Origin of the sequence: Streptomyces sp. NPDC001270, assembly GCF_042896695.1 — a bacterium.
Classification (GTDB): Bacteria; Actinomycetota; Actinomycetes; order Streptomycetales; family Streptomycetaceae; genus Streptomyces.
On sequence record NZ_JBIAXM010000009.1, the window covers coordinates 221,330 to 246,480 of the forward strand.

Here is a 25,151-nt window from a genome sequence, read left to right on the forward strand (position 1 = left end):
TTACGTCACATGACGGGCACGCTTCGTCACCCACACGTGTGGAACTGCCCCCGGATGACGCGCGAGGCGTTTATCCCGCCACAACGCTGTCGGCGCCCTGCCCGCCCGTGCCGAAGGCCGTCCGCACGGCATCGCGTTCCGGCGGACGGCGGCGGCTCCCGCCGCCGGCATCACGTTCCGGATGACGTTCCGGATCCCGTTCCGACGGACGGCGCCGCGGTCCATCCGGGCTGCACGGCGGCCCATCCGGGCTGTACGGCGGGCACCCGCACGCCCACCCGTGTCCGCGTGGCCACCAACTGGCCGTCCTGCGGGTACGCGTGCCAGGTGCGCCAGTGCACCTGGCCCTCGTGGTGCTGGGCGAGCATCGCCGTGAAGGCGTGGGGGCTGCCGGGGAAGACGCCGGCGAGACCGTGGGGATGGTCGGAGACCAGGGCCAGCAACTCCTGGGCCCGGCCCGCGAAGGAGCCCGGCGGCAGGAACTCCACACGGGCGGCGAACTCGTATTCCCAGTCGCCGACGCGCTTGACGACGCCCAGCGGCAACGGCGTGCTGGAACCCGGGATGCACGCCACCGTCTCCGAGCAGCTGCCCCGCTCCTCCTCCAGGAGGACCTGGTGGGATGCGCCGAGCAGTCTCAACTGGAGCTTCGCTCCTGTGAGTTCGAGATCGAGGGTGGCGAGGGCGGGAAGCGGCTCGCGTCCCAGCGCCCAGGCGAGGTCGGCCGCGCGCGTGTCGGTGTAGGAGGTGTTCAGGGTCGTGAGCATGGATCGGCTCCGCTAAGCACGCAAAGATGAAGAGGGAGTGTGGTCCGGCACGCCACGGTCGACACCGGGAGATCGGCCACTTCAGCCCGGTCGGCGGCCCAGCCAGCCCAGCCAAGGAGCGGGGTGTCTGCCGGACGTCCGAGGGGCTGCGTTGGTGATTTAGAGGGAATCACGAACTGTGCTGTCGCCACAGCGTTTTTACCCAACTTAGTCGGGTTTCCATCCCTCAGAGGGCTCCACAGCTCATCTGTTCAAGCAAAGCGTGCGCTGGGCGCACGTTTTGCACGGCTGGGCGCCCGTCGGAAGCCTTCGTCCGACGGGCGCCCCCTGCGCGGGCGAGGGTGAGCCGGATGATGCCCGGTGAAGCTCAGCTGCCCCGTGTCAGCTGCCTCCGCCGCATCCGCCCCCGCCACCGCACGACGACCCGCCGCCGCAGGACGAGCCGCCGCCACAGGAGTGCCCGCCGTGCCCGCCGTGCCCGCCGCCGGAGGACGAGCCGCACGACGAACCGCCCGCGTCACCCGCCCACCAGCTGCCGCCGCCGGCCGAAGACGAAGACGAAGACGAAGACGAGGACGAGGAACGGGACGAACGGGATGCCCGCCCCCGGCCGCTCATCACGTACGCGCCCTTCTTGCGCCTGCGTGCGCCCTTCGCCACAGACCCGATGACCAGGATCACGATCACCGCCAGGATGATGCCGAAGACCATGGCGCCACCCTCCTTCCATTCCCCCGAAGCGACCCCCCGTGGGCGCCTCTCGTGGTGCGTGACTGCCGTGTGCACGGGGGATGCCCCACCCTCTCCCGGGCCAAAGCAGAGTTGAGGAACTCCAGAGCTTCGGCGCAGGATGACCGGCATGACCTCCACCGCACGCCCACTGCTCAACCGCCGGCTCGCCGAGTTCGGGACGACGATCTTCGCCGAGATGTCCGCGCTGGCGGTGCGGACCGGGTCGATCAACCTGGGCCAGGGCTTCCCGGACACGGACGGCCCCGAGGAGGTGCGGGAGGCGGCGGTACGGGCGTTGCGCGAGGGGCGCGGCAACCAGTACCCGCCCGGCTCCGGCGTTCCCGAACTGCGCACCGCCATCGCCGACCACCAGCTGCGCTTCCACGGCCTGGGCTTCGATCCGGACACCGAGGTCCTGGTCACCGCGGGTGCCACCGAGGCCATCGCCGCCGCGATGCTCGCCCTGCTGGAGCCGGGCGACGAGGTCATCGCGTTCGAGCCGTACTACGACTCGTACGCGGCGAGCATCGCGCTGGCGGGCGGCACCCGGGTGCCGGTGACGCTACGGCCGCACGAGGACGGCTTCCGCCTGGACCTGGACGAACTGCGCGCCGCGGTGACGGACCGCACCCGGCTGCTGCTGGTCAACAGCCCGCACAACCCGACGGGGACCGTGCTCACCCGTGAGGAGCTGGCCGCGATCGCCGCGCTGGCGGTGGAGCGGGACCTGCTGGTGGTGACGGACGAGGTGTACGAGCACCTGGTCTTCGACGGCGCGGAGCACCTGCCGCTGGCCGCGTTCCCCGGCATGCGCGAACGCACGGTCACCATCGGCTCCGCCGGGAAGACCTTCTCGTTCACGGGCTGGAAGGTCGGCTGGGTCACGGCGCACGGTCCGCTCGTCTCTGCCGTCCGGACGGCCAAGCAGTACCTGACGTACGTCAGCGCGGGCCCGTTCCAGTACGCGATCGCCGAAGCTCTGCGGCTGCCGGACTCTTACTTCGACAACTTCCGCAGCGGCCTCCGCCGCAAGCGCGACCTGCTCGGCGACGGCCTGCGCGCGGCCGGATTCGAGGTCTACCAGCCCCAGGGCACATACTTCATCACCACCGACATCAGGCCGTTCGGCGAGAAGGACGCCTACGCATTCTGCCGCGCCCTCCCCGAACGCTGCGGCGTCGTCGCCATCCCCAACTCCGTCTTCTACGACGACCCGGACGCCGGCCGCAGCCAGGTCCGGTTCGCCTTCTGCAAGCGGGACCACGTTCTCCAGGAGGCTGTCGGCCGCCTGCAACGACTGGCGTCCTGAGCTCATGCCCCTTCGCCGCGAATGAGACTGGGGCAAGACCAGCACCGGTGTGAGCGGAACCCGACTCCCAGGCCGGTCTGCAATCGTTCGAGTACAGACCGGCCGATCGAACTCGGCAGCATCCAGAACCCCGTTGCGTCACAAAAGTAGAGTGCAGACACGTAGCCCATGGTGTGCCGCTTGAGGAGTACCAGCTGACGCGTGCGGATCACCGTCGGCAGGAAGAGGCGGTGGCCAGGACGGACTGGGTGCGGCGCCAACTGGCCAAGGCACCGCCTTGGTCCGATGAAAAATTCAAGGGCCTCGGCCAGCAGCGCATCCGCGTCCCAGCCCCGACAGCAAGCCCTCGAACACCTCCCGCGGCTCCGGCCGCGCGAACAAGTCCCCCAACCGTGCGGCGAGGCCAGTTCCTCCGGCCCACTCCTCCGCGTGCTCGGGCACCACGTCAACGAGCATGACCAGCCAACGACATCATTGTTTGGCGTCCTGGACGGGCATGCGGATTGCCGCTCGACAATGCTCACCGCTTGAATCCGCCCCGGTCGGCGCCGGTCATGGGGCCGTCCCGGGAAGTCGGAGCGTCCGCGCGAAGTCGTCCAGTGCCTCCATTGCCGCGGCGATCACTTCCGGATCGTCGTGGTGACCGCGGAGCAGGACGTCGGGGATGCCAGGCGGGGTGTGCCAGTGGTACGTCACCGAGGTCATCATGATGGTGCTGTCCGCAGGGTAAGAGCGAGTGACCCGGACCCCGTTCGCGCCCAGGTGTGGAGAGGCGAACGGAACACTGCCGGTTCGCTGCTGCCACTCGGGGATGTCCGGGTGCGGCGCCGGGACCGCGGTGATTCCCTCGCAGGAGGACGCGTCACGGGCCTCGCAGTGGAGGCGGGTGGCGTGCATCACCAGCGGCATGTAGGTCGGCGGTACGGCGTGGTAGATGAACGCCTCGTCGGCCTGGAGTTTGTCCCGGAGCATGACGATCGTCTGTTCGTAGAAACTCTTGTGGAAACGTCGCAGTTTGCGGGTGAGTTCGATGTCATGGACGGCGGCCAGGCCGGTTAGGTGCAGATCCAGCCATTCCTTGAAGGTCTTCTTGTCGATCCGGAGGTGAAGATAGCCCCAGAGGTCTGGGTTGGCATCCGTGTCGACGTGGAGTGGGGCGCCGAGGTCGTTGCTCCACAGGGTGCCTTCGGACATGAGTGGTCTCTTTCTTCGGGGGCACGGCAGAAGGGAGCCTTCAGACGTAGCTCCAGCGGAAGGTGCCCATCACAGCATCGAACAACTCCACGAGGGTGTCGTAGAAGGCGGGATCCGAGCCGGGCGCGATCAGGGCGCTGAAGGAGAAGGTGAGGTACTGATGGGGGGCGCTGTCCGGGACCGGAACGAAGTATTCGACCCGGCGGTGAGCGACGTCGACGCCCTTGGCCGTGTCGGCGGGTACGTCGCGCTCCGAGCGCAGGGCCGCGGTGCCGTCGAGCTCCCGCGACTCGGCACCGAGAGTCGCCGAGGCGAGCGCGGCCAGGACCGCTTCTGGGCCGCTGTTGGACCTGACCCGCGGAATCTCGATCGGCTCGGAGGCCACGATCGAGACAGGCAGCGCGATGCCGTGGAGGCGCTCAGTGGGGAGGTAGAGGGTCATTCCCCCCTTGGCCCTGGCCCGGCGGACGACCTTCTTCATCTCCTGGGTGAGCTTCACCCGGGCTTTCGGAATGTCGTCCTTGGGGAAGCCGACGGGCAACTGTGCGACGGCCTTGCGCACGATGCGGTTCATCGCTTCCTCGGTACCCGTGCGCAGCGGAATCACGTCCCAGCCGGGTGGCGGCACGAGGTTGAAACCGTTCGGGGCCCGGCGGGACTCAGCGGTGGTCATTGCGCCCCCGCATCATTTCCACGGCATAGGCAACGCCTACGAAGAGCGCCCATGCCGGGGCGGCGATCATGCCTGGCCAGAAACCGAAAAACAGCGAGGGCAGGAAGAAGCCGCCGCCCATGGCGAGATCCCGGGTGAGGTAGGGCGGACGGCCCGCGTACCGGGGGTACTTCACGAACACCCAGACGTAGTGCAGGAGGCAGCCGACGATCCCGGCCTCATAGACGTAGAGCACATCATTCATGCGGGACTTCGGCACCAGGATCATGATTCCCAATACCGGCAGGAACAGCGGCATCCCGATGATCAGCGTCAGCCGGAGCCGCCGGTTGGGGCCGGTGCCGAGTCCGGTGCGGGCGGCTTCGGCCTCGGCAATGCGATGCGCCGAGTTCAGGTCCATGGTCATTCCTCACCAGTGGGTGTCGGGGGCGGGCTTCAGGGTGTTGTCCTTCCAGTCCGAGTACGCCACGTTGTACGGCTTCTCGCCGGTACCGAACTTCTCCATGGTCCAGCTTGTCAGGTCGCTCTTTCCCAGCGCCTTGTCCATGACGTCCATCCCCATGCCGGTCCAGGCGATACCGAGGCCCACCTGATAGGACTTGTACGCCTTGTCCGCCGCAGCACCCGCGGCCTCCGGGAAGGCGGCCTTGTTCGCCTGCAGCATCTTCGCCATACCGGCCATCTCCTTGTCGCCGAGGTGCACCAGCGTCGACAACGGGCTGACCCTCAGCGGCCCTTTGGCGACCAGGCCGACGTTCTGGGAGATGGACTTGCGCATCGCGTTACGGGCCGCTCCGAGGGCCTGCCGCCCCGGCCCTTCCGGCAATCTGGTCATCATCCGCCCCGTGCCGTCCAGGATGCCCTTGACGCCCCTGAGCCCTCGGCTCAGGCCGGCGGTCCGGGCAGCCTGAGCGGCGCCCACGGTGGCCTTGGCGCCACTGGCGAGCTTCGCGGCAGCCCCGAGACCACCGACGACGAGGAGTCCGCCCACGACGTCGAAGATGACATCCGTCCAGCTGGCGTCGCCGGACGCCACCAGCAGGAGTCTGAGCCCGATCGTGAGGGCTGCGATGCCAAGGACGAGCAGGTTCAGGCCGGGAATGGCGAGCGCCAGGAAGCCTGCCGCCGTCGCGACCCAGCCGAGAGCGTCGATGAACGCCTTGATCCCGTCCGCATGGTCATGGACCCAGCCCTTGACGTCGTCCCACCACGAGTCCTCGATCACGTCCTCGATCTCGTCGCGGACCTTCCCGGCATAGTGGCTGGCGCGGGTGTCCCGGGCTCCAGTGATGTCGTTCAGCCGGTTTCGGTACGGCTGGAGGGGATCGTGGTCCGTGCCGCTGACGGAGTGCCGGGGAGTGTCCTTGTCGGCGGAGCCGGCTTCCTTCTTCTTCTCCGCCTCGATCTCGCCCTGCTTCTCCTTTGCCTGGTGCAGGACCCTGGCGGCGTCCGACTGGAAGTCCTCCAGCTCGTTCGACCACTTGGTCAGATGGCCGTGTACACGCTCGTAACGGCCGGCCACCTCCCGCATGTGCTGCTCCAGCGTGCCGGACTCCTCGCGCAGGCGTTTGACGTACTTGCCCTTGAGGGTGTCCTCGTCGCTGATCGCCTTGAGGTTCTTGGCCTGGTCCCGGAGTTTCCTGGCGACCGAGACCATGTGCTTGACCTCGGCGCGGATCTCCTCCGGATCACCGGGCACGGGGTCGGAGTCGCACAGCGGCTGCCAGTCGACCGGACGGCGCCTGGATGCAGGTGTCACTTCTTCTTGCCCTGCTTGGCCAACTGCTCGTCCAGGTCCTCGAACGCCTTCTTGGTTCCGGCCACCATCTCGCCCACCGACTTGAGTGACTCGACGAGCCGGGTGCGGTAGTCATCCCAGTTGTCGACGAAGTCCTCCATGACGTCGGCTATGGCACCGGAGCCCCAGTGCTCGTCCATGTCGTCGCGACGGTTTTCGATGTCCTCGAAGGTCTTCTTGAGCTGCCCGAGCTTCCGTTCGCAGTCCGCGAGGAAGTCGTAGTCGACCGTCAGGTCCGAATCGCCCATGGATGCCCCTCCCCCGTGCGTGTTCTCACTGCTGTCGGTTCACCGGTTGACGGCCTGGATCTCCTGGACGGTCACCGCCTGGTTGTTGCCGAACATCCCGTCGGGCAGGTCGCCGCCCGCGCCGCCGGTGCCGGTCCAGGCGACCTCCCAGGTGACCGTGGCCTGGAGCTTGAATGTGCCGTCCCCGGAGGAGCGAAGGTACTTGATGCCGCATGGCGGCTCCTGGTCTGCCTTGCCCTTGGCGTACGGCTTGCCGATCGAGCCGTCGTCGTTGATCGCGCACTCGCCGGAGGCAGGATAGGTCTCGGCGTCTGGCGTACCGGGTTCGATCTTCAGGGCTACCGGCTTGGCGGTGGTCGTGGCTTGGATGTTGAAGCCAAGGACGTTGAGGGCTGCTGTGGCCTGGACCTCGTTGAAGACGGCTTTGTCGAGCCAGGCCCAGGTCGGCAGGTTCACCTTGGTTGTGGCTTCGGGGGCGAGGGTGACTTTGGTGTCGGGTAGTTCCATGTGCTGGTAGGCCAGGGCGGCGAGCATCTCGGGTGTGATGGCCTCCGCGTACTGAGGTGGAGGGGCTTCGCCGTTGTCGACCCAGAAGGGGAGGTCGCTACAGGAGCTGCGCTTCAGGATGTCGGGCTCATTGGGGTTCTCGACGGCGGCCCAGAACATTCCCTCGCCGTCTTTGTCGACGTTGTAGTCCTTGTAGCCGGGGGTGTCGGTCCAGCCGTACTCGCCCTCGTAGTGGCGCTTGACTTGGCTGAGTGCCGCGCCCGCGGTGCCGCCCATGCCGGGGGTGTCCATCTGGCGCTCGATGTCCTTGGACATCTCCTTCTTGAAGTCCTTGGCGCCGAGGTAGGGGGCGTACCAACAGGGAGGTGGCGTCCAGTTGGCGTCCGAGGAGGTCACGTTTCCGGTGCCGCCGTCTTTGGTGACAGATCCGGAGTACTGGATGCGGGCGGCGGCATAGATGCCTGTTTTGTCGCCGCCGCCCTGCTGCTCGGTGTCGTCGCCCTTACCGTAATCCACCGGTTCCGCTGCGGCGTTGGGCGCCGTGAGGATGAGTGATCCAAGGAATAGCGCGAGGGTCACAGTGCTGGTGATGAGGGTGCTACACCATAACCGGTTCACCGGCATTCCTCAGCCTCCGTCTCGACGAACACCTTGGATGCCTGCCACAACCCCTCGCCCGTGGGGTACTTGACCATGACGATCTTGTAGTAGCCGAAGTCCTTGAGGCTCGGCTTGGCCTTCAGGACTTTCCCTGTCTTGACGTCCTTGCCATAGAACTTGCTGGTGTCCGCACAGAACGCGACCTCGACGGACTTGCCATTCGGCGCGGACCGCGTGGTGGCGTCATAGTGACGGCGAGTGCCGATGGCGGTCCAGCCGCCCTTGATCCATTCGTTGATCTGTACCTGCGCATAGTGCAGTCCGTCGCCGGTGGCGTAGGCGATCACGGCCGCGTCCTTGGTCGTGCGCTTGTCGACGCCTCGGTAGATGGCGCGGAGGAAGTTCGCGGCGTCGTCCATGGCGGCCGCCTCGTTTTTGTCCTTCGGCTTGTCCCAGTCGAAGACCAGGTCCATGTCCTTGGGCAGGGCCACGTCCACGCCGTCCGGATTGCCCTCTGCCGACGCTCCCGAGGGTGATGCTGACTCCTTCGGCGTCTCCGCCCCCTGGTCGGCGCCGGCGATCTTGTCGTTGTCGCTGGGCTTGCCGTCCCCGCTACCGCAGGCCGTCAACAGCAGTGTTGCCGTCGCAGCCACCGCGGCGGCAACGGGCAATGGGCGGCGCTTCACAGTGGATTCTCCCCGTAAGACGGATGTGAGGTCAGGGGAGACGCTATCGGTGCGGTTATGGCTTTCGCCACAGCGAACTTGTCGAAGTGCGGGTGCACTTAGGGCGTATGGGGTGTAGCGACATGGGTCGTGTCCTGATCGCGCCTCGCCGACGAAGGCTCCGGCCGCTTGGTCGTGCTGCGTCCGGGGCGGTCAGCGTGTTGTCGGGCGTTTTGCTATCGCGTCACCCTGCATCGAGGGCAGGAGCAGGTGGCTACGGGGAGGTGTACGGCACGGGCTCGGCGGGGCCGCCGGTCACGACCTCGACCTTGTCGTGTTCCTCTGTCACGGCGTCCTCCGCGTCGACCCTGTAGACGTGGAGGGTCATGCGTGAGCAGCGGCGCGGGGATTCCAGGAGTTCGACTGCGTCTTGCAGGGCCGGGTAGTGGGCGACGCCCATGTGTTGTCAGGATACGACGGACAGTGCCGCGTCACCGAGCCCGGCGGTACGGCCGGAAGGCCGGTCCGGACGGACTGTGCGGCCGGCTCGCCGGCGGTCCCGAAGAGCCGCGACGGGGCCTGTCGCACGACAAGCGAATAGGTAGGCCAACGAGGCGTCGGCTGGGTGACGGCGACGCCTGCCCTCGTCTCCGCCGTGCGCTCGGCCAAGCAGTTCCTGACGTACGTCTCGGCCGGCCCCTTCCAGTACGCCGTCGCCGAAGCACTGCGACTCCCCGACAGCTACTTCGACGAACTGCGCGCCGATCTGCTCGCCAAGCGAGACCTGCTCGGCACGGGGCTGGAGCAGGCCGGGTTCAAGGTCTTCCGCCCGGCCGGTACATACTTCATCACCGCCGACATCACGCCATTGGGCGAGTCCGACGGCTTCGGCTTCTGCCGCGCCCTGCCGGAGCGCGCCGGGGTCGTCGCGATCCCGAACGCCGTCTTCTACGACCACCGGGAGGCGGGCGCCCCGTTCGTACGGTTCGCGTTCTGCAAGCAGACGAGCGTACTGGAGGAGGCGGCGGAACGACTCCGCAAGGCGTTCGCACACTGACCGCCGCCCCGCGGGGCCGGTCGTCCCTGGCGTGACCATCCTCCGACTCCGGTCGGTCCGCGACCTTCACCGCAGGAGCCCATCGCAACCCGCGCCCCGGTTCGCTCTGCCTTCTGCACGGGCGAAGCGCCGGAGGCTATTCGGTGTCCTTCGGGTGTCGCGGGGAGGCGTGCACAAGGATCACAGTCGAGGTGTCCGGGCTGACCAGGTAGCGGACCCTGCCGCCGCTGGTGATTTCGTACTCCCACTGCTCCAGCTCAGAGCCCTTCCATTCCCTGGTGGCGTGTCTGCCTCGGAGCTGGTGCTGGCGGTTCCAGTTAGCCCGCGACAACGGGTCTGCGCGAAGGGCTTCCAGGCAGCGATGCGCGTTCGGCAAGGCCACCCGGCACAGCTCCTCCCAACCGGTCGCGGCCTCCGTCGTCCCGTGGATGACGTTCCAGCCGCTCAGCGGAGGGACGCTGACCCGATCGCCCTTCTTCGGGCTCACTCGTGCACCTCAACCGGGCCGAGGTGCACGTCACCAAGCGGACGGAGCGCTTCCCTGAGTTGGTCAGGGTCGGCGTTGATGCGGGCGGTGGCCCGCCACGAGACGATCGCTCGGTGCACAGCCTCCCTGGCGCCCAGTTCAGCGGCGTCGGACAGCGCTTCCAGAAGCTCGACAGTGAATTCCCGAACTTCCTCAGCGTCCAGGTGGCGCACCCACGGGAACACCTCGGGCAGCGCGAGCAAAAGCGACTTGGCACCGTCGTCCTGCTTCAACAGCGCAAGGAACAGCCGGGACGCCGTGGTCAGGTTCTCCTCGGCGCGCTCTGCGTATATGGCCGTGGTCAACACCATGTCGGGCGCGTCTCGGTGCGTGACACGCAGGCATCCCAGGGCGGCGGCCCTGGCAGCGACGGCCTTCGGATTCCGCGACAGATCAGTGAACGAGACGGACTCCGATTCGAATGCCAAGGGTGCGATGCTCATACTCAGACTGTACTCTGATTGTGTTCTGATTTCTATGCGCACGGTGGGCAGCAGCCGAAGGCCCTACTCCTGCGACAGGGCCCACCCCATCCGACGCTGCTGCCGCTGCGCCGGCAATGAGTTCACAGGGGGCCGACCTGGCCCGACGCAGAGCCAGGAAACGAATGGGTGCATGCACACGGAGTGGCCCGGGTGACGGCGACGCCTGCCCTCGTCTCCGCCGTGCGCTCGGCCAAGCAGTTCCTGACGTACGTCTCGGCCGGCCCCTTCCAGTACGCCGTCGCCGAAGCACTGCGACTCCCCGACAGCTACTTCGACGAACTGCGCGCCGATCTGCTCGCCAAGCGAGACCTGCTCGGCACGGGGCTGGAGCAGGCCGGGTTCAAGGTCTTCCGCCCGGCCGGTACATACTTCATCACCGCCGACATCACGCCATTGGGCGAGTCCGACGGCTTCGGCTTCTGCCGCGCCCTGCCGGAGCGCGCCGGGGTCGTCGCGATCCCGAACGCCGTCTTCTACGACCACCGGGAGGCGGGCGCCCCGTTCGTACGGTTCGCGTTCTGCAAGCAGACGAGCGTACTGGACGAGGCGGCGGAACGACTCCGCAAGGCGTTCGCACACTGACCGCCGCCCCGCGGGGCCGGTCGTGGCGTTCCTCGCCGCCCGCCGTACCTCTCCCGCCCGGAACCTTCACGCCGGGGGCCGTAAGGTCGCGGCCGTCATACCGGCACTTGTCCCGCCACAGGGAGGTACGTACAATTTCTTGTACGTGAAGGGAGGGTTGATCGTGAAGACCATGACGTATTCCGAGTCGCGCGCGCGGTACGCCGAGGTGCTCAACTCCGTCACCGACGACCGCGAAGAGGTCGTCATCACCCGGGCCGGACACGAGCCGGTCGTCATCGTCTCCCTTGAGGACTACGAGTCCCTGAAGGAGACGGCGTACCTGCTGCGGAGCCCGGCGAACGCCCGGCGCCTGCTCGCGTCCATCGACGAGCTGGAGAACGGCGGCGGCACCGTACGCGAGCTGGCGACCGACGCATAAGGGCCGCGAGTTGAAGATCACCTTCTCCTCCGGCGCCTGGGAGGACTACCTGTGGTGGCAGCTTCAGGACCGGAAGATCCTGAAGCGCATCAACACACTCATCGCGGACATCGCCCGGAACGGCAACGAGGGGATCGGTAAACCAGAACCGCTCAAGCACGGGTTCCAGAGCTACTGGTCGCGCCGCATCAACGACGAGCACCGACTGATCTACAAGGCCACCGAGGACGCCGTCCTGGTCGCACAGTGCCGCTACCACTACGAGAGCTGACCGGTGGACCGCCCGAACGAGGGGCAGGCGGGGTCCGGGGACGGTTCCCGCAGGGGTGCTACGGCGTTTTCCACAGCCATACCGTGCGGTCGTCGCGGTCGTTGCCCGCGACGAGCCGGCCGTTCGGGCTGAAGGCGACGGCCCCCTTGACGCCTTGCGTCTTGCTCCTTGCTGTCCGCCAGGACGGCGCTCGGTTTGCGGTCGGCCACGTTCCACAGCATCAGACCGAAGTCGGCGGAGGTGGCGAGGGTCCTGCCGTCCGGGCTGAACGCCAGGTCCTTGACCGAGGTGGCGAGGTCGTCCTTGAGGGAGGCTTCGCCGCGGCCGGTGGCCGCGTTCCACAGCCGTATCGTGCCGTCTATGGTGCTGGTGGCGACCGTCTTGCCGTCCGGGCTGAGTCGTGGACCGGTCGTGCCGTTGCGGTCGTGGACCGGTCGTGCGGTACATGGCCCGGCGGTGGCCGACGGCCACACCCCGCTCCCGTTCCCCGTCCCCGTTCCCGTTCCCGTTCCCAACCGCCCGGCCGGGCCGCTGACCGTACGAGCGAGCGACAGCGTAAACGACGCCACCACCGCCGCGCAGATCTCCCCCAGGACGCTCACAAGCCGACCGCGCCGACCGCCGTACCGCCCGTGTGCCGACCGCCGTACCGCCCGTGTCCTGCCCCACCCGTCGCCCCTCCGCGCCGGCCGTCCGGAGCTCCGGGACCCGGGCCCCCGCGGCTGCGGGGGCGGCGCCCGTGGCTGTCACGTCGCCACGCCGACGGCCGTCACGACGTACCCGCTCGGCCGCACACTGCTCGCGCGCCCGCGCTCGCCCCTGCAAGCTGCGAAAATGTGAGCCACGCAAGTCCCACCCTCGTCCCTGCCGCTCCCGCGGTGTCCCAGGAGCCCGGCCCCCGGGAGCGTGCCCGGGCCCGGCTGTCCCTGCTGACGGCGAGCGGGGTCGCGCTCGGGGTGTTCGCCGTCACCCGGATCGCCGGGATCGCCGTGCTGGCCCTGGCCGCCTGGACCAGGGACAAGCAGCCGCTGGCCCTGCTCGGCCGGTCCTGGGACTCCGTGTGGTACCTGGGCATCGCCGCGCACGGCTACGGCCGCACCCTGGCCTTCGAACCGGATGTCATCCACAGCGACCTGGCGTTCTTCCCGCTGTACCCGGCGCTGGTACGGGTCGTGACCGCCCTGACGCCGTTCGGCGGGGGCGCGGCGGGACTGCTGGTGTCCTGGACCGCCGCCGGGGTCGCCGCCTGCGGGATCTACGCGGTGGGGGCACGCCTGTACGGCCCCGGCGTGGGCACCGTGCTGGTGGTGCTGTGGGGGCTGCTGCCGCACTCCGTGGTGCTGTCGATGGCGTACACCGAGCCGGTGCTCACCGCGTTCGCGGCCTGGTCCCTGTACGCCGTGCTGGCCGGGAACTGGCTGTGGGCGGGCGGCCTGGCCACGTTCGCCGGGCTGTCCCGGCCCAACGGCATCGCGGTCGCCGCCGCCCTGATCGCCGCGGCGGCCTGCGAGGCGTACCGGATCCGGCGGCGCGGCGGCCGGTTTTCCCACAGGCTGTGGACGGGCGCCGCGCTCGCGCCGCTGGGCTGGACGGCGTACGTGCTCTGGGTCGGGCGGCGCAAGGACGACCTGCTCGGCGGCTACTTCGAGGTGCAGCGGCTGTGGGGGTCACGGTTCGACCTCGGGCGCGGTTCGCTGCATTTCGTCCGCGGGCTGCTGGTCCGGGGCGACCGGTTCGTCTTCTCCGTGGCGCTGCTGATCGTGGCGCTGGCCGTGCTGCTGTACGCGCTGCTGGTCGCCGAACGGGCCCCGCTCCCCCTCCTCGTGTACAGCGGGGTGCTGCTGCTGATCACGCTCGGCGGCTCCGGCTTCTTCGAGTCCAAGCCGCGCTTCCTGCTGCCCGCGTTCCCGCTGCTGATTCCGCTGGCCCGGGCCCTGGTACGGACGGCGAGAGCCCGGCCCTGGCACGCGACCGTGGTGGTCTGCGCCCTGGCCGGGCTCTCCTTCGGATACGGCGCCTATCTCGTCGTGCTCGCCCAGACGCCACTGTGACGGCCGTGACCGCGCGGACGCCGCCCCGGCACGCACAAGAGGCGCGGAACGCACAGGACGAACAGGATGAGCAGGACGCACGGGAGTCCCGGGACGGTGGCGGCTCACGTGCCGCGCCGGGCCGCCGCGCCACCGCGCGCGAGGGTGCGGAGCGACGGTGTCACTCCTCGTCGTCGGGCTTGTCCGCCTCGTTGACCTCCTGTTCGAGGCCGAGCTGCTCCACCAGCCACTTGTCGAACTCGATCGCGGCCCGCACCCAGCTGACCGTGGAGGTGACGAAGTGGTTGAGGTCGACGCCAGTGCTGATCAGCATCTGCGCCTCACCGATGAGGCGGACAGTGCCGTCGTCATGGGTGTGGGTGTACACCTTGGGCCACAGCGTCCTGCGGTTCCAGTCGTCGATCGACTCCAGGAGCTGCGGCTTCTCCTCGATCTGGTGCGGCCGGTCGTAGAAGGTCCGCACCGAGAAGACCGCCTGATCGGGCTCCCCACGGAACATGAAGTACGTACGGAACTGCTCCCACGGCGCCGCGAGGTCACCCTCTTCGTCGACGACGTACTTCAGCTCCATCTGGTCGAGGAGCTGCTTCACAAGATCCTGATCCGGGACGACGGGGCCCGCCGGTCCTTGGGGCTGCGGCTCGGGCTGGCCCCCGAAGTTCGGAATCGAGGACGGGTCGATGGTCACCGTGAATTTCCCTTCGTACGGATTCCGCCATCCTCCCTCATCCGGGGAGGGGGGTGGCAAGCCCCGACGGTGCTTCCGCCACGGGCAGACACGATCCGGTCAAGCCTTTACCCGCGCGCCACGAAGCACGTGCCCGCACGCCACCCGGCCACGCCGGCCGCCCGTCTCCCCGGCCCGGTTCCGGCCGGGGAAGACGGGCGGCCCGGACCCCGTGACGGGGCAGATCCTCGTAGCGGGCGGATCAGAGCCCGTGGCAGGAAGGAGCCGGTGACAGGCCGGAGCCGGCGGCTGTCCGGACCCCGCGAGGGGTCAGAGCGTCTTGCCGGTGGACGGGCCGACCAGCAGGCCGTCGCCGAAGGCGTCCACCCGGACCGTGTCGCCGTCCTTGACCTCCCCGGAGAGGATCTCCTTGGCGAGCCGGTCGCCGATGGCGGTCTGGACCAGACGGCGCAGCGGGCGGGCACCGTAGGCCGGGTCGTTGCCCTCGTCCGCCAGCCAGGCCAGCGCCTCGTCGGTGATCTCCAGGGTGAGCCGGCGCTCGGCCAGCCGCCGGGCCAGCCGGTCGATCTGGAGCCGAGCGATCCGGGCCAGTTCGTCCTTGCTCAGGGCGGAGAAGACGACCAGGTCGTCGAGCCGGTTCAGGAACTCCGGCTTGAAGGAGGCCCGGACCACTTCGAGCACCTGCTCCTTCTTCTCGTGCTCGCTGGTGGTCGGCTCGACCAGGAACTGGCTGCCCAGGTTCGAGGTGAGGACGAGGATCGCGTTGCGGAAGTCGACCGTACGGCCCTGCCCGTCGGTCAGCCGGCCGTCGTCCAGCACCTGGAGGAGGATGTCGAAGACCTCGGGGTGCGCCTTCTCCACCTCGTCCAGCAGGACGACGCTGTACGGGCGGCGGCGCACCGCCTCGGTCAGCTGACCGCCCTCCTCGTAGCCGACGTACCCGGGGGGCGCGCCGACCAGCCGGGCCACGCTGTGCTTCTCGCTGTACTCCGACATGTCGATACGGACCATGGCCCGCTCGTCGTCGAAGAGGAAGTCGGCGAGCGCCTTGGCCAGTTCCGTCTTGCCGACGCCCGTCGGGCCGAGGAACAGGAAGGAGCCGGTGGGCCGGTCGGGGTCGGCGATGCCGGCCCGGCTGCGGCGCACCGCGTCGGAGACGGCCCGCACGGCCTCGGTCTGGCCGATCAGCCGGCGGCCCAGCTCGTCCTCCATGCGCAGCAGTTTCTGCGTCTCGCCCTCCAGCAGCCGCCCGGCGGGAATGCCGGTCCAGGCGGCGACGACGTCGGCGATGTCGTCGGAGCCGACCTCGTCCTTGACCATGGTGTCCTTCGCGGCCTCCTCCTCGGCCTCGGAGGCGGCCTCCATCTCCTTCTCCAGCTCGGGGATCTCGCCGTACAGCAGCTTGGAGGCGGTGTCGAAGTCGCCGTCGCGCTGGGCGCGTTCGGCCTGGCCGCGCAGGTCGTCGAGGCGTTCCTTCAGCTCGCCGACCCGGTTCAGGGACTGCTTCTCCTTCTCCCAGCGGGCGTTGAGACCGCGCAGCTCCTCCTCCTTGTCGGCGAGGTCACGGCGCAGCTTCTCCAGGCGCTCCCGGGAGGCCGCGTCGGTCTCCTTGCCGATCGCCAGCTCCTCCATCTTCAACCGGTCGACGGCGCGCTGGAGTTCGTCGATCTCCACGGGCGAGGAGTCGATCTCCATGCGCAGCCGGGAGGCGGACTCGTCGACCAGGTCGATGGCCTTGTCGGGCAGGAAACGGGAGGTGATGTAGCGGTCGGAGAGGGTGGCGGCGGCCACCAGCGCGCTGTCCGCGATCTGCACCTTGTGGTGTGCCTCGTAGCGGCCCTTGAGACCGCGCAGGATCGCGATGGTGTCCTCCACGGTCGGCTCGGCGACCAGCACCTGCTGGAAGCGCCGCTCCAGCGCCGGGTCCTTCTCGATCCGCTCGCGGTACTCGTCGAGCGTGGTCGCGCCGACCATGCGCAGCTCACCGCGGGCCAGCATCGGCTTGAGCATGTTGCCCGCGTCCATCGCGGAGTCGCCGCCGGCGCCGGTGCCCACCACCGTGTGCAGCTCGTCGATGAAGGTGATGATCTGCCCGTCGGAGTCCTTGATCTCGGCGAGGACGGTCTTCAGCCGCTCCTCGAACTCACCCCGGTACTTGGCGCCCGCGACCATCGCGCCGAGGTCCAGCGCCACCAGCCGCTTGTTCTTCAGCGACTCCGGTACGTCGCCCTTCACGATCCGCTGGGCGAGGCCCTCGACGACGGCGGTCTTGCCGACGCCGGGCTCGCCGATGAGCACGGGGTTGTTCTTGGTACGGCGGGACAGCACCTGGACGACCCGCCGGATCTCGTGGTCCCGCCCGATGACGGGGTCGAGCTTGCCGTCGCGGGCCGCCGCGGTGAAGTCGGTGCCGAACTTCTCCAGGGCCTTGTACTGGCCCTCCGGATCGGCGGTGGTCACGCGTCGTCCTCCCCTTGCCTTCTGGAAGGCCGTCTGCAGTTTCTTCGCGCCGGCGCCCTGCCGGGCCAGCACCTCGCCGGCCGCGCCGCCCTTCGCCGCGATGCCGATCAGCAGGTGCTCGGTGGAGAGGTAGTCGTCGCCGAGGGCCTTCGCGCGCTCGGCCGCGTCGGCGAGGACGGCGAGCAGCTCGCGGTTGGGCTGCGGGGGCGCGACTGTGGACCCGGCCACGCTGGGCAGCCCGGCGAGCACCTGCTCGGTCCCGGACCGTACGGCGGCCTGGTCGGCGTCGACGGCCGCGAGCAGGTCGGTGATGTTCTCGTTCTCCTGCCCCTGGAGCAGAGCCAGCAGCAGGTGGGCAGGCGTAAGGTCCGGGTGTCCCTCGGTCACGGCTCGCGTGCTGGCCGCGTTGATCGCGTCCCGGCTCCTGTTGGTCAGCTCGGCGTCCACGTTCGCGTTCTCCTCCTCGGCGTCGGCTCGTCGGCCACTCGTCGGCCGCGTCTCCCGGTACTCCCAGTGCTGACTTGACCAACGTACACAAAGTTGAGTCTATTCCACTCAAGGCGAGACCGGGAGCCCGGGGACCACCTGGCATCGGCCGGGGCGGGTCCCGGCCCTCGACTCGGCATCGGCCGGGGCGCGGGCGGGTCCCGGCCCTCGGCTCCGCGGGCAAGCCCACCTCCGCGCCGACGTGCCGCCCGGCCCTGGAGTAGCTTCCGGAGGCATGAGCCGACAGACCGTGGACTACGCCGTGGACCTGGACGCACCGGACGCGTCGTATCTCGCCTTCTGGCGGGAGCGCCATCTGTGCACCCTGACGACCCTCCGCCCCGACGGCAGCCCGCACGTCGTGCCCGTCTCCGTGACCTACGACCCCGAGGCCCGGCTGGCCCGGGTGATCACGAACGGGACGAGCGCCAAGGCGGGCCATGTCGTCGCGGCCGGCGCGGCCGGTGCCCGGGTCGCCGTCTGCCAGGTGGCCGGGCGGCGCTGGGCCACCCTGGAGGGCCGGGCCTTCGTCAGCACCGACCGGGAGCGCGTCGCGGAGGCGGAGCGGCGCCACGCGGAGCGGTACGAGCGGACGCCGTCGCCGAACCCTTCCCGCGTGGTGATCGAGATCCAGGTGGAGCGGGCGCTGGGGAAGGCGTGATCCCGGGGCGGCGGCCGGGGTCCGGGCCGCACCGGGAGGGCTGGGCGGAATCCGCCCCGGGGCGGGTCGAGCCGGGGCGAGCCCGGCCGGGTCGAGCCCCGTTCCCGCCCCGGCGCCCTTCCGGTGCGCAGCCGACCACGGACCGCCACAAGCGGTTTTGAGCCAGCATGGGAACAGGGTGATGTCGTGAAATATCCGCTGAAACGACAGCGGCGTCACCGTGTTCAGGTCACGGTGACGCCGCTGCGGGGGGAAGTACCTGAGCGATCTATAACGACGGGGGAATCGCGTCAGGCACTGCGGGGGGTGGCCGAGATAGTCCTCACATCCGGGACCTCCGGCTCTGCCAGCCGATGGTCCCGCTGATCCAGGTTCACAAAAATCATTCCGTACCGAATGGCACATCGCACAGGTTGCGGAGCCCCTCGGGGCTTCCGCAGACACCGGTACGCCCGTACGTCCTCGTCCTCGTCCCGCGTGACGACGACCGGCTCGCCGAACACGGTCACCATCAGCGAGTCACCGCTGTGGGGGATGGCGGTGACCAGGTCGATGAAGTGCCAGCCGGATCGATAGGCGGTCGCCATCTCACGGCGGAAGGAGCGGTCGTCGGGTGGAGTGCTCACGTCAGCCCCCGGCTCCCATTACCGGCGGGAGCGGCCACGACGTGTTGCTCGTGCTCTGCGCGGGGGGCCACTGGGTGCCCTGCGCGACACTAGGCCAGCTGGTGTTTGCCCGAACATCGCCCTTCGTGCCGGAGAAACCGCCCAACGCACCGACGGCCACCAGGGCAGAGAAGGCAGCGACAAGCACCGAGCGAAGCATTTTCTTACCCATAGTCGGCTTCGTCCTCACTTGAAGGTCCCCTTTTCCCCCGTCAGGTACGACGATGGCTTATTCGGGCACGTCATGGCCACACAATCGGTGCATCATGTTCCTGCATGTTCAGGACCCTGGGGGGTGGAGATTTGGCAACGAGTCACTCAAAAGCGACACATCCCCACGCTGTGACGGAGCTGTGTGAGGATGGTGGCCGCGTCTATGCCACAGCTCTACGCACGGGACACGTCGCGCGCACAGCTGTGGAAGCCGCCCCCTGCCTGCTGGAGTTCGGCCTGCTCCACCCGGACCCCGACGACCCGGACCGGCTGCGCCCGGTGCTGCCCTCGGTCGCCCTGGCCCAGCGGCTCGGCCCGATCGAGCGGGAGATAACCGAGCGGCGGCGGCTGACGATCGAGCTGGCCGACGCCTTCGGGCCGTTCATGACGCTCAGCACGCAGGACACGGCGAGCAGCGATTCGATGACCCTGCTGGAGGGCAGCGAGCGGATCAACGCCGCGCTCAACCTGGCCACCGAGCAGTGCCGCACGGAGGTGCTGACGGTCCAGCCGAGCGACCGCATCTCCGAACGCAGCGTCCTGAAGGGGCTGGAGCGCGACCGCCCGCTGATCGAACGCGGCGTGCGGATTCGCACCCTGTACCAGCACACCGCCCGCCACAACCCGGAGAAGCTGGCCTACGCCGCGCACCTCGCCGACGGCAAGGCGGAGTACCGCACCATCGACGAGCTGGTGGAGCGCCTCATCATCTGCGACGAGACCGTCGCGTTCATCCCCATCCGCGACGACCAGCAGGTCGCGCTGGAGCTGCGCCAGCCGGGCCTGGTCCGCTATCTGGTCAAGGTCTTCGAGTTCATGTGGAACCGCGCCGTCCCGCTGGGCACGGACGGGCCCTACGAGGCCGCCCCCGACGGCATAACGGAGATCCAGCACTCCATCGCGAAGCTCCTCGTCGAGGGTCATGTCGACGAGGCCATCGCCCGCCGGCTCGGCATGAACGTCCGTACCTGCCGCGCCCACATCGCCAAACTGGCCCAGTCCCTGGGCAGCGGCAGCCGCGCCCAGCTCGGCTATCTCATCGCACGCTCGGGGATCCTTGATCAGGAATACTGAGCGGGCTCTCGCCGGCCGGGCGGGGTGTGCCGTCCAGGCCCACCTGGGCGATGCGGACGCCCAACTGGGTGCGGCTGGCGGCGCCGAGCGTCTCCGACAGCCGCGCGATGTGCGCACGGCAGGTACGGACGCTGATCCCCAGGCGCTCGGCGATGACCGCGTCCTGGTGCCCCTCGGCCAGCAGCGCGGCGATGGACTGCTCGCGGTGCGAGATGCCCTCGATGCCGGTGTCGGGCAGCGGGGCGGTCAACGGGATCGCGAGGCGCCACAGCCGTTCGAAGACCGTCACCAGGTATTCGACCATCGCCGGGTGCCGCAGCTCCAACGCCATCGTGCGGTCGGTGTTCGCCGGGATGAAGGCGACCGTACGGTCGAACAGGATCAGCCGGTCGATGACCTCGTCCAGGGTGCGGGCCTCGACCGCGTCACCCATCAGCTCCAGGTAGTTGAGCAGCCCCTGGCCGTGCCGTGCCACGTGCGTGTACAGGTCGCGCATGCGCACGCCCCGGCCGCGCAGCGCCAGCGCCCGGTGCAGCCCCTCGGTCAGCTCGGCCTCCCGCCGGATGCCGCCGGGCTGCACCGTCAGCACCTCGGTGGTGCAGGCCGCGGTCGCCTCGTCCATCGCCGCCTGGATCCGGGACAGTCCGTCGAGGACCCGGATCGCAGTGCCCTCGGCCGGGGCCGACGCCGGGGCCGGCAGCTGACGGCCCAGACCCGCGTACCGCTCGAAGGCCGCCACCGCCGAACCCACCCGGCGCTGGCTCTCCCTGACCTCGTCGTACATCACGCGCAGCAGCCGGGTCATGACCTCCTGCGGGGAGGTCGGCACCAGCCAGTCCATGTCGTCCGGGTCCGGGTGCAGCAGGGCGAGATCCAGCAGGCAGGGCACCGGCTCGGCATCCATGCGCGGCACCCGCCCGCTCCGTACGGCCCGGGAGTACACGCGGTCCCCGGCTTCGCACAGGCGGTCGGCACCGTGTGGATGCTCCTCCGTTCCGCGCCCGGTCATCGCCCATTCCACCCCCGGTTGCTGCCACTTCCGCAGCGCAACTATGCGCGGCCCCGACCGGCTCCGCAACACGGCTGCCCGCGCCGTGCCCAGCATGATCCGGTGGATTCTCCCGGTTCCTCCCCGGCGTCTTTCGGCCCTCCCGCAGCCGCCCGGCCGGTCCGCCGACGCCCGTCGGCGAACTCCCGCACCGCCGTGAGCAGGTGAATTCCCCTCAGCGACCGGTGTGTCACCCTGCGCGTCCGCGCCGCCTCGGGCCGTATGCGGAAGGCGCCCGCAGACCGGCCGGAACTCAGATAAGGATCTTTGTGCGAGCGGGCCGGAACAGGGGTTTCTACGGGGCCCCGGACAGCGGCATACGGGACTCCGGACGGGCATGGCGGGCGGGTACGGCGGGCGGTACGGCGGGGCGACCGGGCCTGACCGCGCATCGCGTGCGGCGGTGGCGGGCGCGCGGCGACCGCAGGCGCGTACGGAGGCAGCGGCGCGGGACGACAACGGCGCGCGCAGCAGCCGGTGGGGCGGGCGACCGGCGGGGAGGGCGACCGGCGGGGTGCGGCCTACGCCGTGGATGGCGCGGAGGTCGCGTACCGGCGCTCGGACGGACGCGTCCGCGCCCCCGGCGGTGTGCCTCCGGCGGGACGGCCGGAACCCGGTGAACGGCCCTCAGCAGCCCCACAGCGGCCGTCAGGCCCCCCTGGGCACTCCTTCCTCACCCGTCCCGCGCACCGCCCGCACACGACCACCTCGGCGGACACGGCCACGGACACGGCCACGGACACGAGCACGGGCACGAACACGGCACGGAGCGCCGCGTTCACGGCTATGGCCCGCGTTGACGGCCGTAGCCGCTACTTCAGGCCGAGCGCGTCACAGTCCGCCTTGTAGTCGGGCGTGCAGATGTCGGAGACCTGGTAGATGCCGTCCGCGATGACCGTGCTCTTGATGTTGTTCTTCGTCATCGCGCTCACCTGCACCAGTTGGGCCGGGATGCCCTTCGTGGTGGGGCTGTTCACCCGGTCCGGAGTGAGCGCGTCGAACTGGATGTCCTTGCCCTGGACCTTGGCGAGCGCCATCTCGGCGGCCGTTTCGGCCTCGTCCGGGTAGGACTTGTAGACGGTCATGTACTGCTCGCCGGCGACGATCCGCTGCACCGCCTCCAGTTCGGCGTCCTGGCCGGTGATCGGCGGCATCTCGACGACCCCGGCGGCCTTGAGCGCCTTGACGATGCCGCCCGCCATGCCGTCGTTGGCGGAGTAGACGGCCGCGATGTCGTCCTTGCCGATGTCGTGGACGGCGCGGGCCATGTTGGCCTCGGCGTTCTCCGGCTTCCAGTCCTTGGTGTCGAACGACGCGGCCACCGTCACCTTGCCGTTCAGCGCGGCGAGGGCGCCCTGCTTGACCTGCTTGGCGTTCGGGTCGGTCAGCGCGCCGTTCATCATGACGATCTTCTTGGAGGAGGATCCGGTGCCCGACCCCAGCGCCTCCAGCAGGGAACGCCCCTGCAACTCGCCGACGAGTTCGTTGTCGAACGAGATGTACGCGTCGACCGGCCCCTCGGCCGGCCGGTCGTACGCGATGACCGGGATGCCCGCGTCCTTGGCCTTGCGCACCTCGCCCGCGATGCCGTGCGCGTCGACCGCGTCCAGCAGGATGACGTCGACCCTGTCGTCGATCATCTTCTGCATCTGCGTGGCCTGCTTCGCCGCGTCCGCCCCGGCGTTGGCGTAGTCGACCTTGCCCTGCCGGCCGGTCAGCGAGTCGACCTTCGACTTGATGATGGGGTAGTCGAACTTCTCGTAGCGCGTGTTGGCCGTCTCCGGCAGCAGCAGGCCCACGGTGACGTCGTCGCCCTTGGTGGGACTGGCGCTGTCGCCCGAACTGCCCGTCGCGTTCAGAACGCCACAGCCTGCGAGCGGGAGGATCACCGTGGACGCAGCCACGGCCATGACCATACGACGCATTCGAGTGCTCACCTTAGGTGCGTTCGGGACGTGAGGGCTGGATTCGGCCCAGGTGACTGAAAAGCCAACGCGTCGACACCAGCGGCGTCAAGGAGAAGTTCCTAACGAGTGCGCAACGTAACGTCCAGTCATTGCTGTGAAGGTCTGGCGGAACTCTCTTGAAGCCGCAGGTACGGGGCCTCCACCCAGGGCAGTTCAGGAGAAGGCAAAGATCCTTCCCACCTTGATTTCTTCACATGAGCCGGCGTCAGGAACGGCCGTCGTGACCCCGGCCACCCCGGCCCACTCCTCCGCGCCCCTCCCCGGTCCTCGGAACGGCAGGTGCCCGCGGAGCGCGAGCGGACACGGCAGAGGCCCGGAGGATCACCTCCGGGCCTCTGCCGTACGTACTGCCGTGCCGCGCCGGTCAGTCCTTGGCCTTCTTCGGCCGCCACACCACCAGCGCGCTGGTCTGCTGGACCTCCTGGTACGGCACCAGGTCGCGGCGGTAGGAGGCGTGGACGGCGGCCTCGCGCTGCCGCATCGCCGCCGCCGCGCCGTCCAGGGCCGCCTGAAGTTCCGCGGCGCGGGCCTGCAAGGCGGCGACCTGGTTCTCCAGTTCGATGATGCGCTTGATGCCGGCCAGGTTGATGCCCTCGTCCTGCGACAACTGCTGTACCTGGCGGAGCAGTTCGATGTCGCGGGCCGAGTAGCGGCGGCCCCGTCCCGCGGTGCGGTCCGGGGAGACCAGGCCCAGCCGGTCGTACTGGCGCAGCGTCTGCGGGTGCAGGCCGGAGAGCTGGGCCGCCACCGAGATGACGTAGACCGGGGTCTCCTCGGTCAGTTCATACGGGTTACGTCGACGGCCGTCCATCTCTCTCAGGCTCCCTTCGCGGCCTCGAACAGCTCCGCCCGCGGGTCCTCACCCACGGTCGCCTCGCGATACGCCTCCAGCGCGTCACGAGCCTTCCCCGTCAGGTCCTTGGGAACACTCACCTCGACGGTGACCAGCAGATCCCCGTGGGTGCCGTCCTTGCGGACCGCGCCCTTGCCCCGCGCCCGCATGGTGCGGCCGTTGGGCGTGCCCGGCGGGAGCTTCAGCGTGACCGGCGGGCCGCCGAGGGTCGGTACCCGGACCTCGCCGCCGAGCGCGGCCTCGGTGAACGTCACCGGGACGGACACCGTGAGGTTGTCGCCCTTGCGGCCGAACACCGGGTGCTCGCCGACGTGGACGACGACGTACAGGTCGCCCGCCGGTCCGCCCCGCTCGCCCGGGGTGCCCTTGCCGCGCAGCCGGATCCGCTGCCCGTCCGTCACCCCCGCGGGGATGCGGACCTGCATGGTCCGGGACGACTTGGCCCGCCCGCTGCCCTTGCACTCCGCGCAGGGGTGCTCGGCGATCAGGCCGCGGCCCTTGCAGTCGGGGCAGGGGTCGGTGAGCGAGAAGCCGCCGCCCGAACCCCGCGCCACCTGCCCGGTGCCGACACAGGTCGGGCACACGCGCGGCGTGCCGTTCTTGTCGCCGGTGCCGGAGCATGCCTTGCAGGGCGCCTGCGAGGACATCCTGAGCGGCACCGTGGCGCCCTCGATGGCCTCCGTGAAGCTCAGCGTGACCTCGGACTCGATGTCCTGGCCGCGCCGGGGCTGGGTGCGCGTGGTCCCCGCGCCGCCCCGGTTGAACAAGCCCCCGAAGACGTCACCGATGCCACCGCCGAAGCCGCCCGCGCCCTGACCCTGGCCCTGGGCGCCGCCTCCGAAGAGGTCGCCCAGGTCGAAGTTGAAGTTGCCGCCCGCGCCCGGCCCCGGGCGGTAGCCGCCGTTGCCGAAGAGGGCGCGCGCGTCGTCGTACTCCTTGCGCTTCTTGGGGTCGCCGAGGATGTCGTTCGCCTCGGAGATCTCCTTGAACCGCTCCTCCGCCCTGGCGTTGCCCTTGTTGGCGTCCGGGTGGTTCTCGCGGGCGAGTTTCCGGTACGCCTTCTTGATCTCGGCGTCGGTGGCGTCCTTGGGGACGCCGAGGACCTTGTAGTAGTCCTTCTCGATGAAGTCCTTGGTGCTCATCCCCGACG

General features: G+C 69.3%; 26 protein-coding genes and 2 pseudogenes. 8 read left to right on the plus strand and 20 right to left on the minus strand.

Features of this window, described 5'->3' with window-relative positions; genetic code table 11:
* Nucleotides 1-170: 170 nt before the first annotated feature.
* Nucleotides 171-767 carry a DUF2617 family protein gene (locus tag ACFY2B_RS17560; RefSeq protein WP_390763992.1) on the minus strand — a complete coding sequence of 199 codons (597 nt, stop codon included), beginning with the start codon at nt 765-767 and terminating at the stop codon, nt 171-173.
* A 381-nt stretch (nt 768-1,148) separates the two neighbouring features.
* Entirely contained in the window at nt 1,149-1,478 is a 330-nt protein-coding gene (locus ACFY2B_RS17565; RefSeq protein WP_390763993.1) for a hypothetical protein, read from the minus strand.
* 139 nt (nt 1,479-1,617) lie between these two features.
* Between ACFY2B_RS17565 and ACFY2B_RS17570 the strand changes: the two genes are divergently transcribed.
* Nucleotides 1,618-2,808 (plus strand): pyridoxal phosphate-dependent aminotransferase, encoded by a 1,191-nt coding sequence (locus tag ACFY2B_RS17570; protein ID WP_390763994.1) that lies wholly within the window; start codon nt 1,618-1,620, stop codon nt 2,806-2,808.
* Between the two features lie 552 nt (nt 2,809-3,360).
* On the opposite strand, the gene ACFY2B_RS17575 is transcribed toward ACFY2B_RS17570, so the two are convergent.
* The 8 genes from ACFY2B_RS17575 to ACFY2B_RS17610 all read right to left on the minus strand — a co-directional run bounded on the left by ACFY2B_RS17575 (nt 3,361) and on the right by ACFY2B_RS17610 (nt 8,953).
* The gene (locus ACFY2B_RS17575; RefSeq protein ID WP_390763995.1) at nt 3,361-4,002 is read right to left on the minus strand and encodes a hypothetical protein; all 642 of its coding nucleotides are present in this window, start codon (nt 4,000-4,002) and stop codon (nt 3,361-3,363) included.
* A 40-nt stretch (nt 4,003-4,042) separates the two neighbouring features.
* Nucleotides 4,043-4,675, minus strand: a complete 633-nt coding sequence (locus tag ACFY2B_RS17580) for a hypothetical protein (protein ID WP_390763996.1) — start codon at nt 4,673-4,675, stop codon at nt 4,043-4,045.
* The gene (locus ACFY2B_RS17585) at nt 4,662-5,075 is read right to left on the minus strand and encodes a hypothetical protein (protein ID WP_390763997.1); all 414 of its coding nucleotides are present in this window, start codon (nt 5,073-5,075) and stop codon (nt 4,662-4,664) included. The genes ACFY2B_RS17580 and ACFY2B_RS17585 overlap by 14 nt, the downstream gene beginning before the upstream one ends.
* 9 nt (nt 5,076-5,084) lie before the next feature.
* Nucleotides 5,085-6,434 carry a hypothetical protein gene (locus tag ACFY2B_RS17590; protein WP_390763998.1) on the minus strand — a complete coding sequence of 450 codons (1,350 nt, stop codon included), beginning with the start codon at nt 6,432-6,434 and terminating at the stop codon, nt 5,085-5,087.
* Nucleotides 6,431-6,721 (minus strand): hypothetical protein, encoded by a 291-nt coding sequence (locus ACFY2B_RS17595; RefSeq protein WP_390763999.1) that lies wholly within the window; start codon nt 6,719-6,721, stop codon nt 6,431-6,433. The genes ACFY2B_RS17590 and ACFY2B_RS17595 overlap by 4 nt, the downstream gene beginning before the upstream one ends.
* Before the next feature lie 39 nt (nt 6,722-6,760).
* Nucleotides 6,761-7,852, minus strand: a complete 1,092-nt coding sequence (locus tag ACFY2B_RS17600; RefSeq protein ID WP_390764000.1) for a hypothetical protein — start codon at nt 7,850-7,852, stop codon at nt 6,761-6,763.
* Nucleotides 7,843-8,514, minus strand: a complete 672-nt coding sequence (locus ACFY2B_RS17605; RefSeq protein WP_390764001.1) for a hypothetical protein — start codon at nt 8,512-8,514, stop codon at nt 7,843-7,845. Before ACFY2B_RS17605 ends, ACFY2B_RS17600 begins: the two co-directional genes overlap by 10 nt.
* A gap of 253 nt (nt 8,515-8,767) precedes the next feature.
* The gene (locus tag ACFY2B_RS17610; RefSeq protein WP_390764002.1) at nt 8,768-8,953 is read right to left on the minus strand and encodes a hypothetical protein; all 186 of its coding nucleotides are present in this window, start codon (nt 8,951-8,953) and stop codon (nt 8,768-8,770) included.
* Nucleotides 8,954-9,109: 156 nt separating this feature from the next.
* On the opposite strand from ACFY2B_RS17610, the pseudogene ACFY2B_RS17615 reads away from it, so the two are divergent.
* Nucleotides 9,110-9,550, plus strand: a pseudogene (locus tag ACFY2B_RS17615) (aminotransferase class I/II-fold pyridoxal phosphate-dependent enzyme); the annotation flags it as partial.
* Nucleotides 9,551-9,686: 136 nt separating this feature from the next.
* Here ACFY2B_RS17615 and ACFY2B_RS17620 read toward each other — a convergent pair.
* A complete protein-coding gene (locus ACFY2B_RS17620; RefSeq protein ID WP_390764003.1) occupies nt 9,687-10,037 on the minus strand; it encodes a hypothetical protein in 351 nt (116 codons plus the stop codon).
* A complete protein-coding gene (locus ACFY2B_RS17625; protein WP_390764004.1) occupies nt 10,034-10,519 on the minus strand; it encodes a prevent-host-death family protein in 486 nt (161 codons plus the stop codon). Before ACFY2B_RS17625 ends, ACFY2B_RS17620 begins: the two co-directional genes overlap by 4 nt.
* A 183-nt stretch (nt 10,520-10,702) precedes the next feature.
* Between ACFY2B_RS17625 and ACFY2B_RS17630 the strand changes: the two are divergent.
* The 3 genes and pseudogenes from ACFY2B_RS17630 to ACFY2B_RS17640 form a co-directional block, all read left to right on the plus strand.
* Nucleotides 10,703-11,143, plus strand: a pseudogene (locus tag ACFY2B_RS17630) (aminotransferase class I/II-fold pyridoxal phosphate-dependent enzyme); the annotation flags it as partial.
* A gap of 163 nt (nt 11,144-11,306) precedes the next feature.
* Nucleotides 11,307-11,564: a type II toxin-antitoxin system Phd/YefM family antitoxin gene (locus ACFY2B_RS17635; protein ID WP_388925984.1), complete on the plus strand. Its 258-nt coding sequence runs from the start codon at nt 11,307-11,309 to the stop codon at nt 11,562-11,564.
* 10 nt (nt 11,565-11,574) lie between these two features.
* Nucleotides 11,575-11,835, plus strand: coding sequence for a Txe/YoeB family addiction module toxin (locus ACFY2B_RS17640; RefSeq protein ID WP_390764005.1), 261 nt, complete (start codon nt 11,575-11,577; stop codon nt 11,833-11,835).
* Here ACFY2B_RS17640 and ACFY2B_RS17645 read toward each other — a convergent pair.
* On the minus strand, nt 11,823-12,308 hold the full coding sequence (locus ACFY2B_RS17645; RefSeq protein ID WP_390764006.1) for a WD40 repeat domain-containing protein: 486 nt from the start codon (nt 12,306-12,308) through the stop codon (nt 11,823-11,825). The genes ACFY2B_RS17640 and ACFY2B_RS17645 overlap by 13 nt on opposite strands.
* A 363-nt stretch (nt 12,309-12,671) precedes the next feature.
* Here ACFY2B_RS17645 and ACFY2B_RS17650 point away from each other — a divergent pair, with 363 nt between their 5' ends.
* Entirely contained in the window at nt 12,672-13,886 is a 1,215-nt protein-coding gene (locus ACFY2B_RS17650) for a hypothetical protein (RefSeq protein ID WP_390764007.1), read from the plus strand.
* Between the two features lie 160 nt (nt 13,887-14,046).
* Here ACFY2B_RS17650 and ACFY2B_RS17655 read toward each other — a convergent pair whose 3' ends face one another.
* Together ACFY2B_RS17655 and clpB are read right to left on the minus strand one after the other, a co-directional pair.
* Nucleotides 14,047-14,574, minus strand: a complete 528-nt coding sequence (locus ACFY2B_RS17655) for a YbjN domain-containing protein (protein WP_376524970.1) — start codon at nt 14,572-14,574, stop codon at nt 14,047-14,049.
* A gap of 309 nt (nt 14,575-14,883) precedes the next feature.
* Nucleotides 14,884-17,481 (minus strand): ATP-dependent chaperone ClpB, encoded by a 2,598-nt coding sequence (clpB, locus tag ACFY2B_RS17660; protein WP_390764008.1) that lies wholly within the window; start codon nt 17,479-17,481, stop codon nt 14,884-14,886.
* A 274-nt stretch (nt 17,482-17,755) separates the two neighbouring features.
* Here clpB and ACFY2B_RS17665 point away from each other — a divergent pair, with 274 nt between their 5' ends.
* Nucleotides 17,756-18,181, plus strand: coding sequence for a pyridoxamine 5'-phosphate oxidase family protein (locus ACFY2B_RS17665; protein WP_390764009.1), 426 nt, complete (start codon nt 17,756-17,758; stop codon nt 18,179-18,181).
* Between the two features lie 290 nt (nt 18,182-18,471).
* Here ACFY2B_RS17665 and ACFY2B_RS17670 read toward each other — a convergent pair whose 3' ends face one another.
* Nucleotides 18,472-18,768: a (2Fe-2S)-binding protein gene (locus ACFY2B_RS17670; protein WP_376525039.1), complete on the minus strand. Its 297-nt coding sequence runs from the start codon at nt 18,766-18,768 to the stop codon at nt 18,472-18,474.
* A 354-nt stretch (nt 18,769-19,122) separates the two neighbouring features.
* Between ACFY2B_RS17670 and ACFY2B_RS17675 the strand changes: the two genes are divergently transcribed.
* Entirely contained in the window at nt 19,123-20,133 is a 1,011-nt protein-coding gene (locus ACFY2B_RS17675; protein WP_390764010.1) for a helix-turn-helix transcriptional regulator, read from the plus strand.
* On the opposite strand, the gene ACFY2B_RS17680 is transcribed toward ACFY2B_RS17675, so the two are convergent.
* The 4 genes from ACFY2B_RS17680 to dnaJ form a co-directional block, all read right to left on the minus strand.
* Nucleotides 20,096-21,142: a LuxR C-terminal-related transcriptional regulator gene (locus tag ACFY2B_RS17680; RefSeq protein WP_390764011.1), complete on the minus strand. Its 1,047-nt coding sequence runs from the start codon at nt 21,140-21,142 to the stop codon at nt 20,096-20,098. The two genes, ACFY2B_RS17675 and ACFY2B_RS17680, sit on opposite strands and share 38 nt — an antisense overlap.
* 851 nt (nt 21,143-21,993) lie before the next feature.
* Nucleotides 21,994-23,106 carry a sugar ABC transporter substrate-binding protein gene (locus tag ACFY2B_RS17685; protein ID WP_390764012.1) on the minus strand — a complete coding sequence of 371 codons (1,113 nt, stop codon included), beginning with the start codon at nt 23,104-23,106 and terminating at the stop codon, nt 21,994-21,996.
* 406 nt (nt 23,107-23,512) lie between these two features.
* The gene (locus ACFY2B_RS17690) at nt 23,513-23,959 is read right to left on the minus strand and encodes a heat shock protein transcriptional repressor HspR (protein WP_376524981.1); all 447 of its coding nucleotides are present in this window, start codon (nt 23,957-23,959) and stop codon (nt 23,513-23,515) included.
* Between the two features lie 5 nt (nt 23,960-23,964).
* Nucleotides 23,965-25,143 carry a molecular chaperone DnaJ gene (gene dnaJ / locus ACFY2B_RS17695; RefSeq protein ID WP_390764013.1) on the minus strand — a complete coding sequence of 393 codons (1,179 nt, stop codon included), beginning with the start codon at nt 25,141-25,143 and terminating at the stop codon, nt 23,965-23,967.
* Nucleotides 25,144-25,151: the final 8 nt, after the last annotated feature.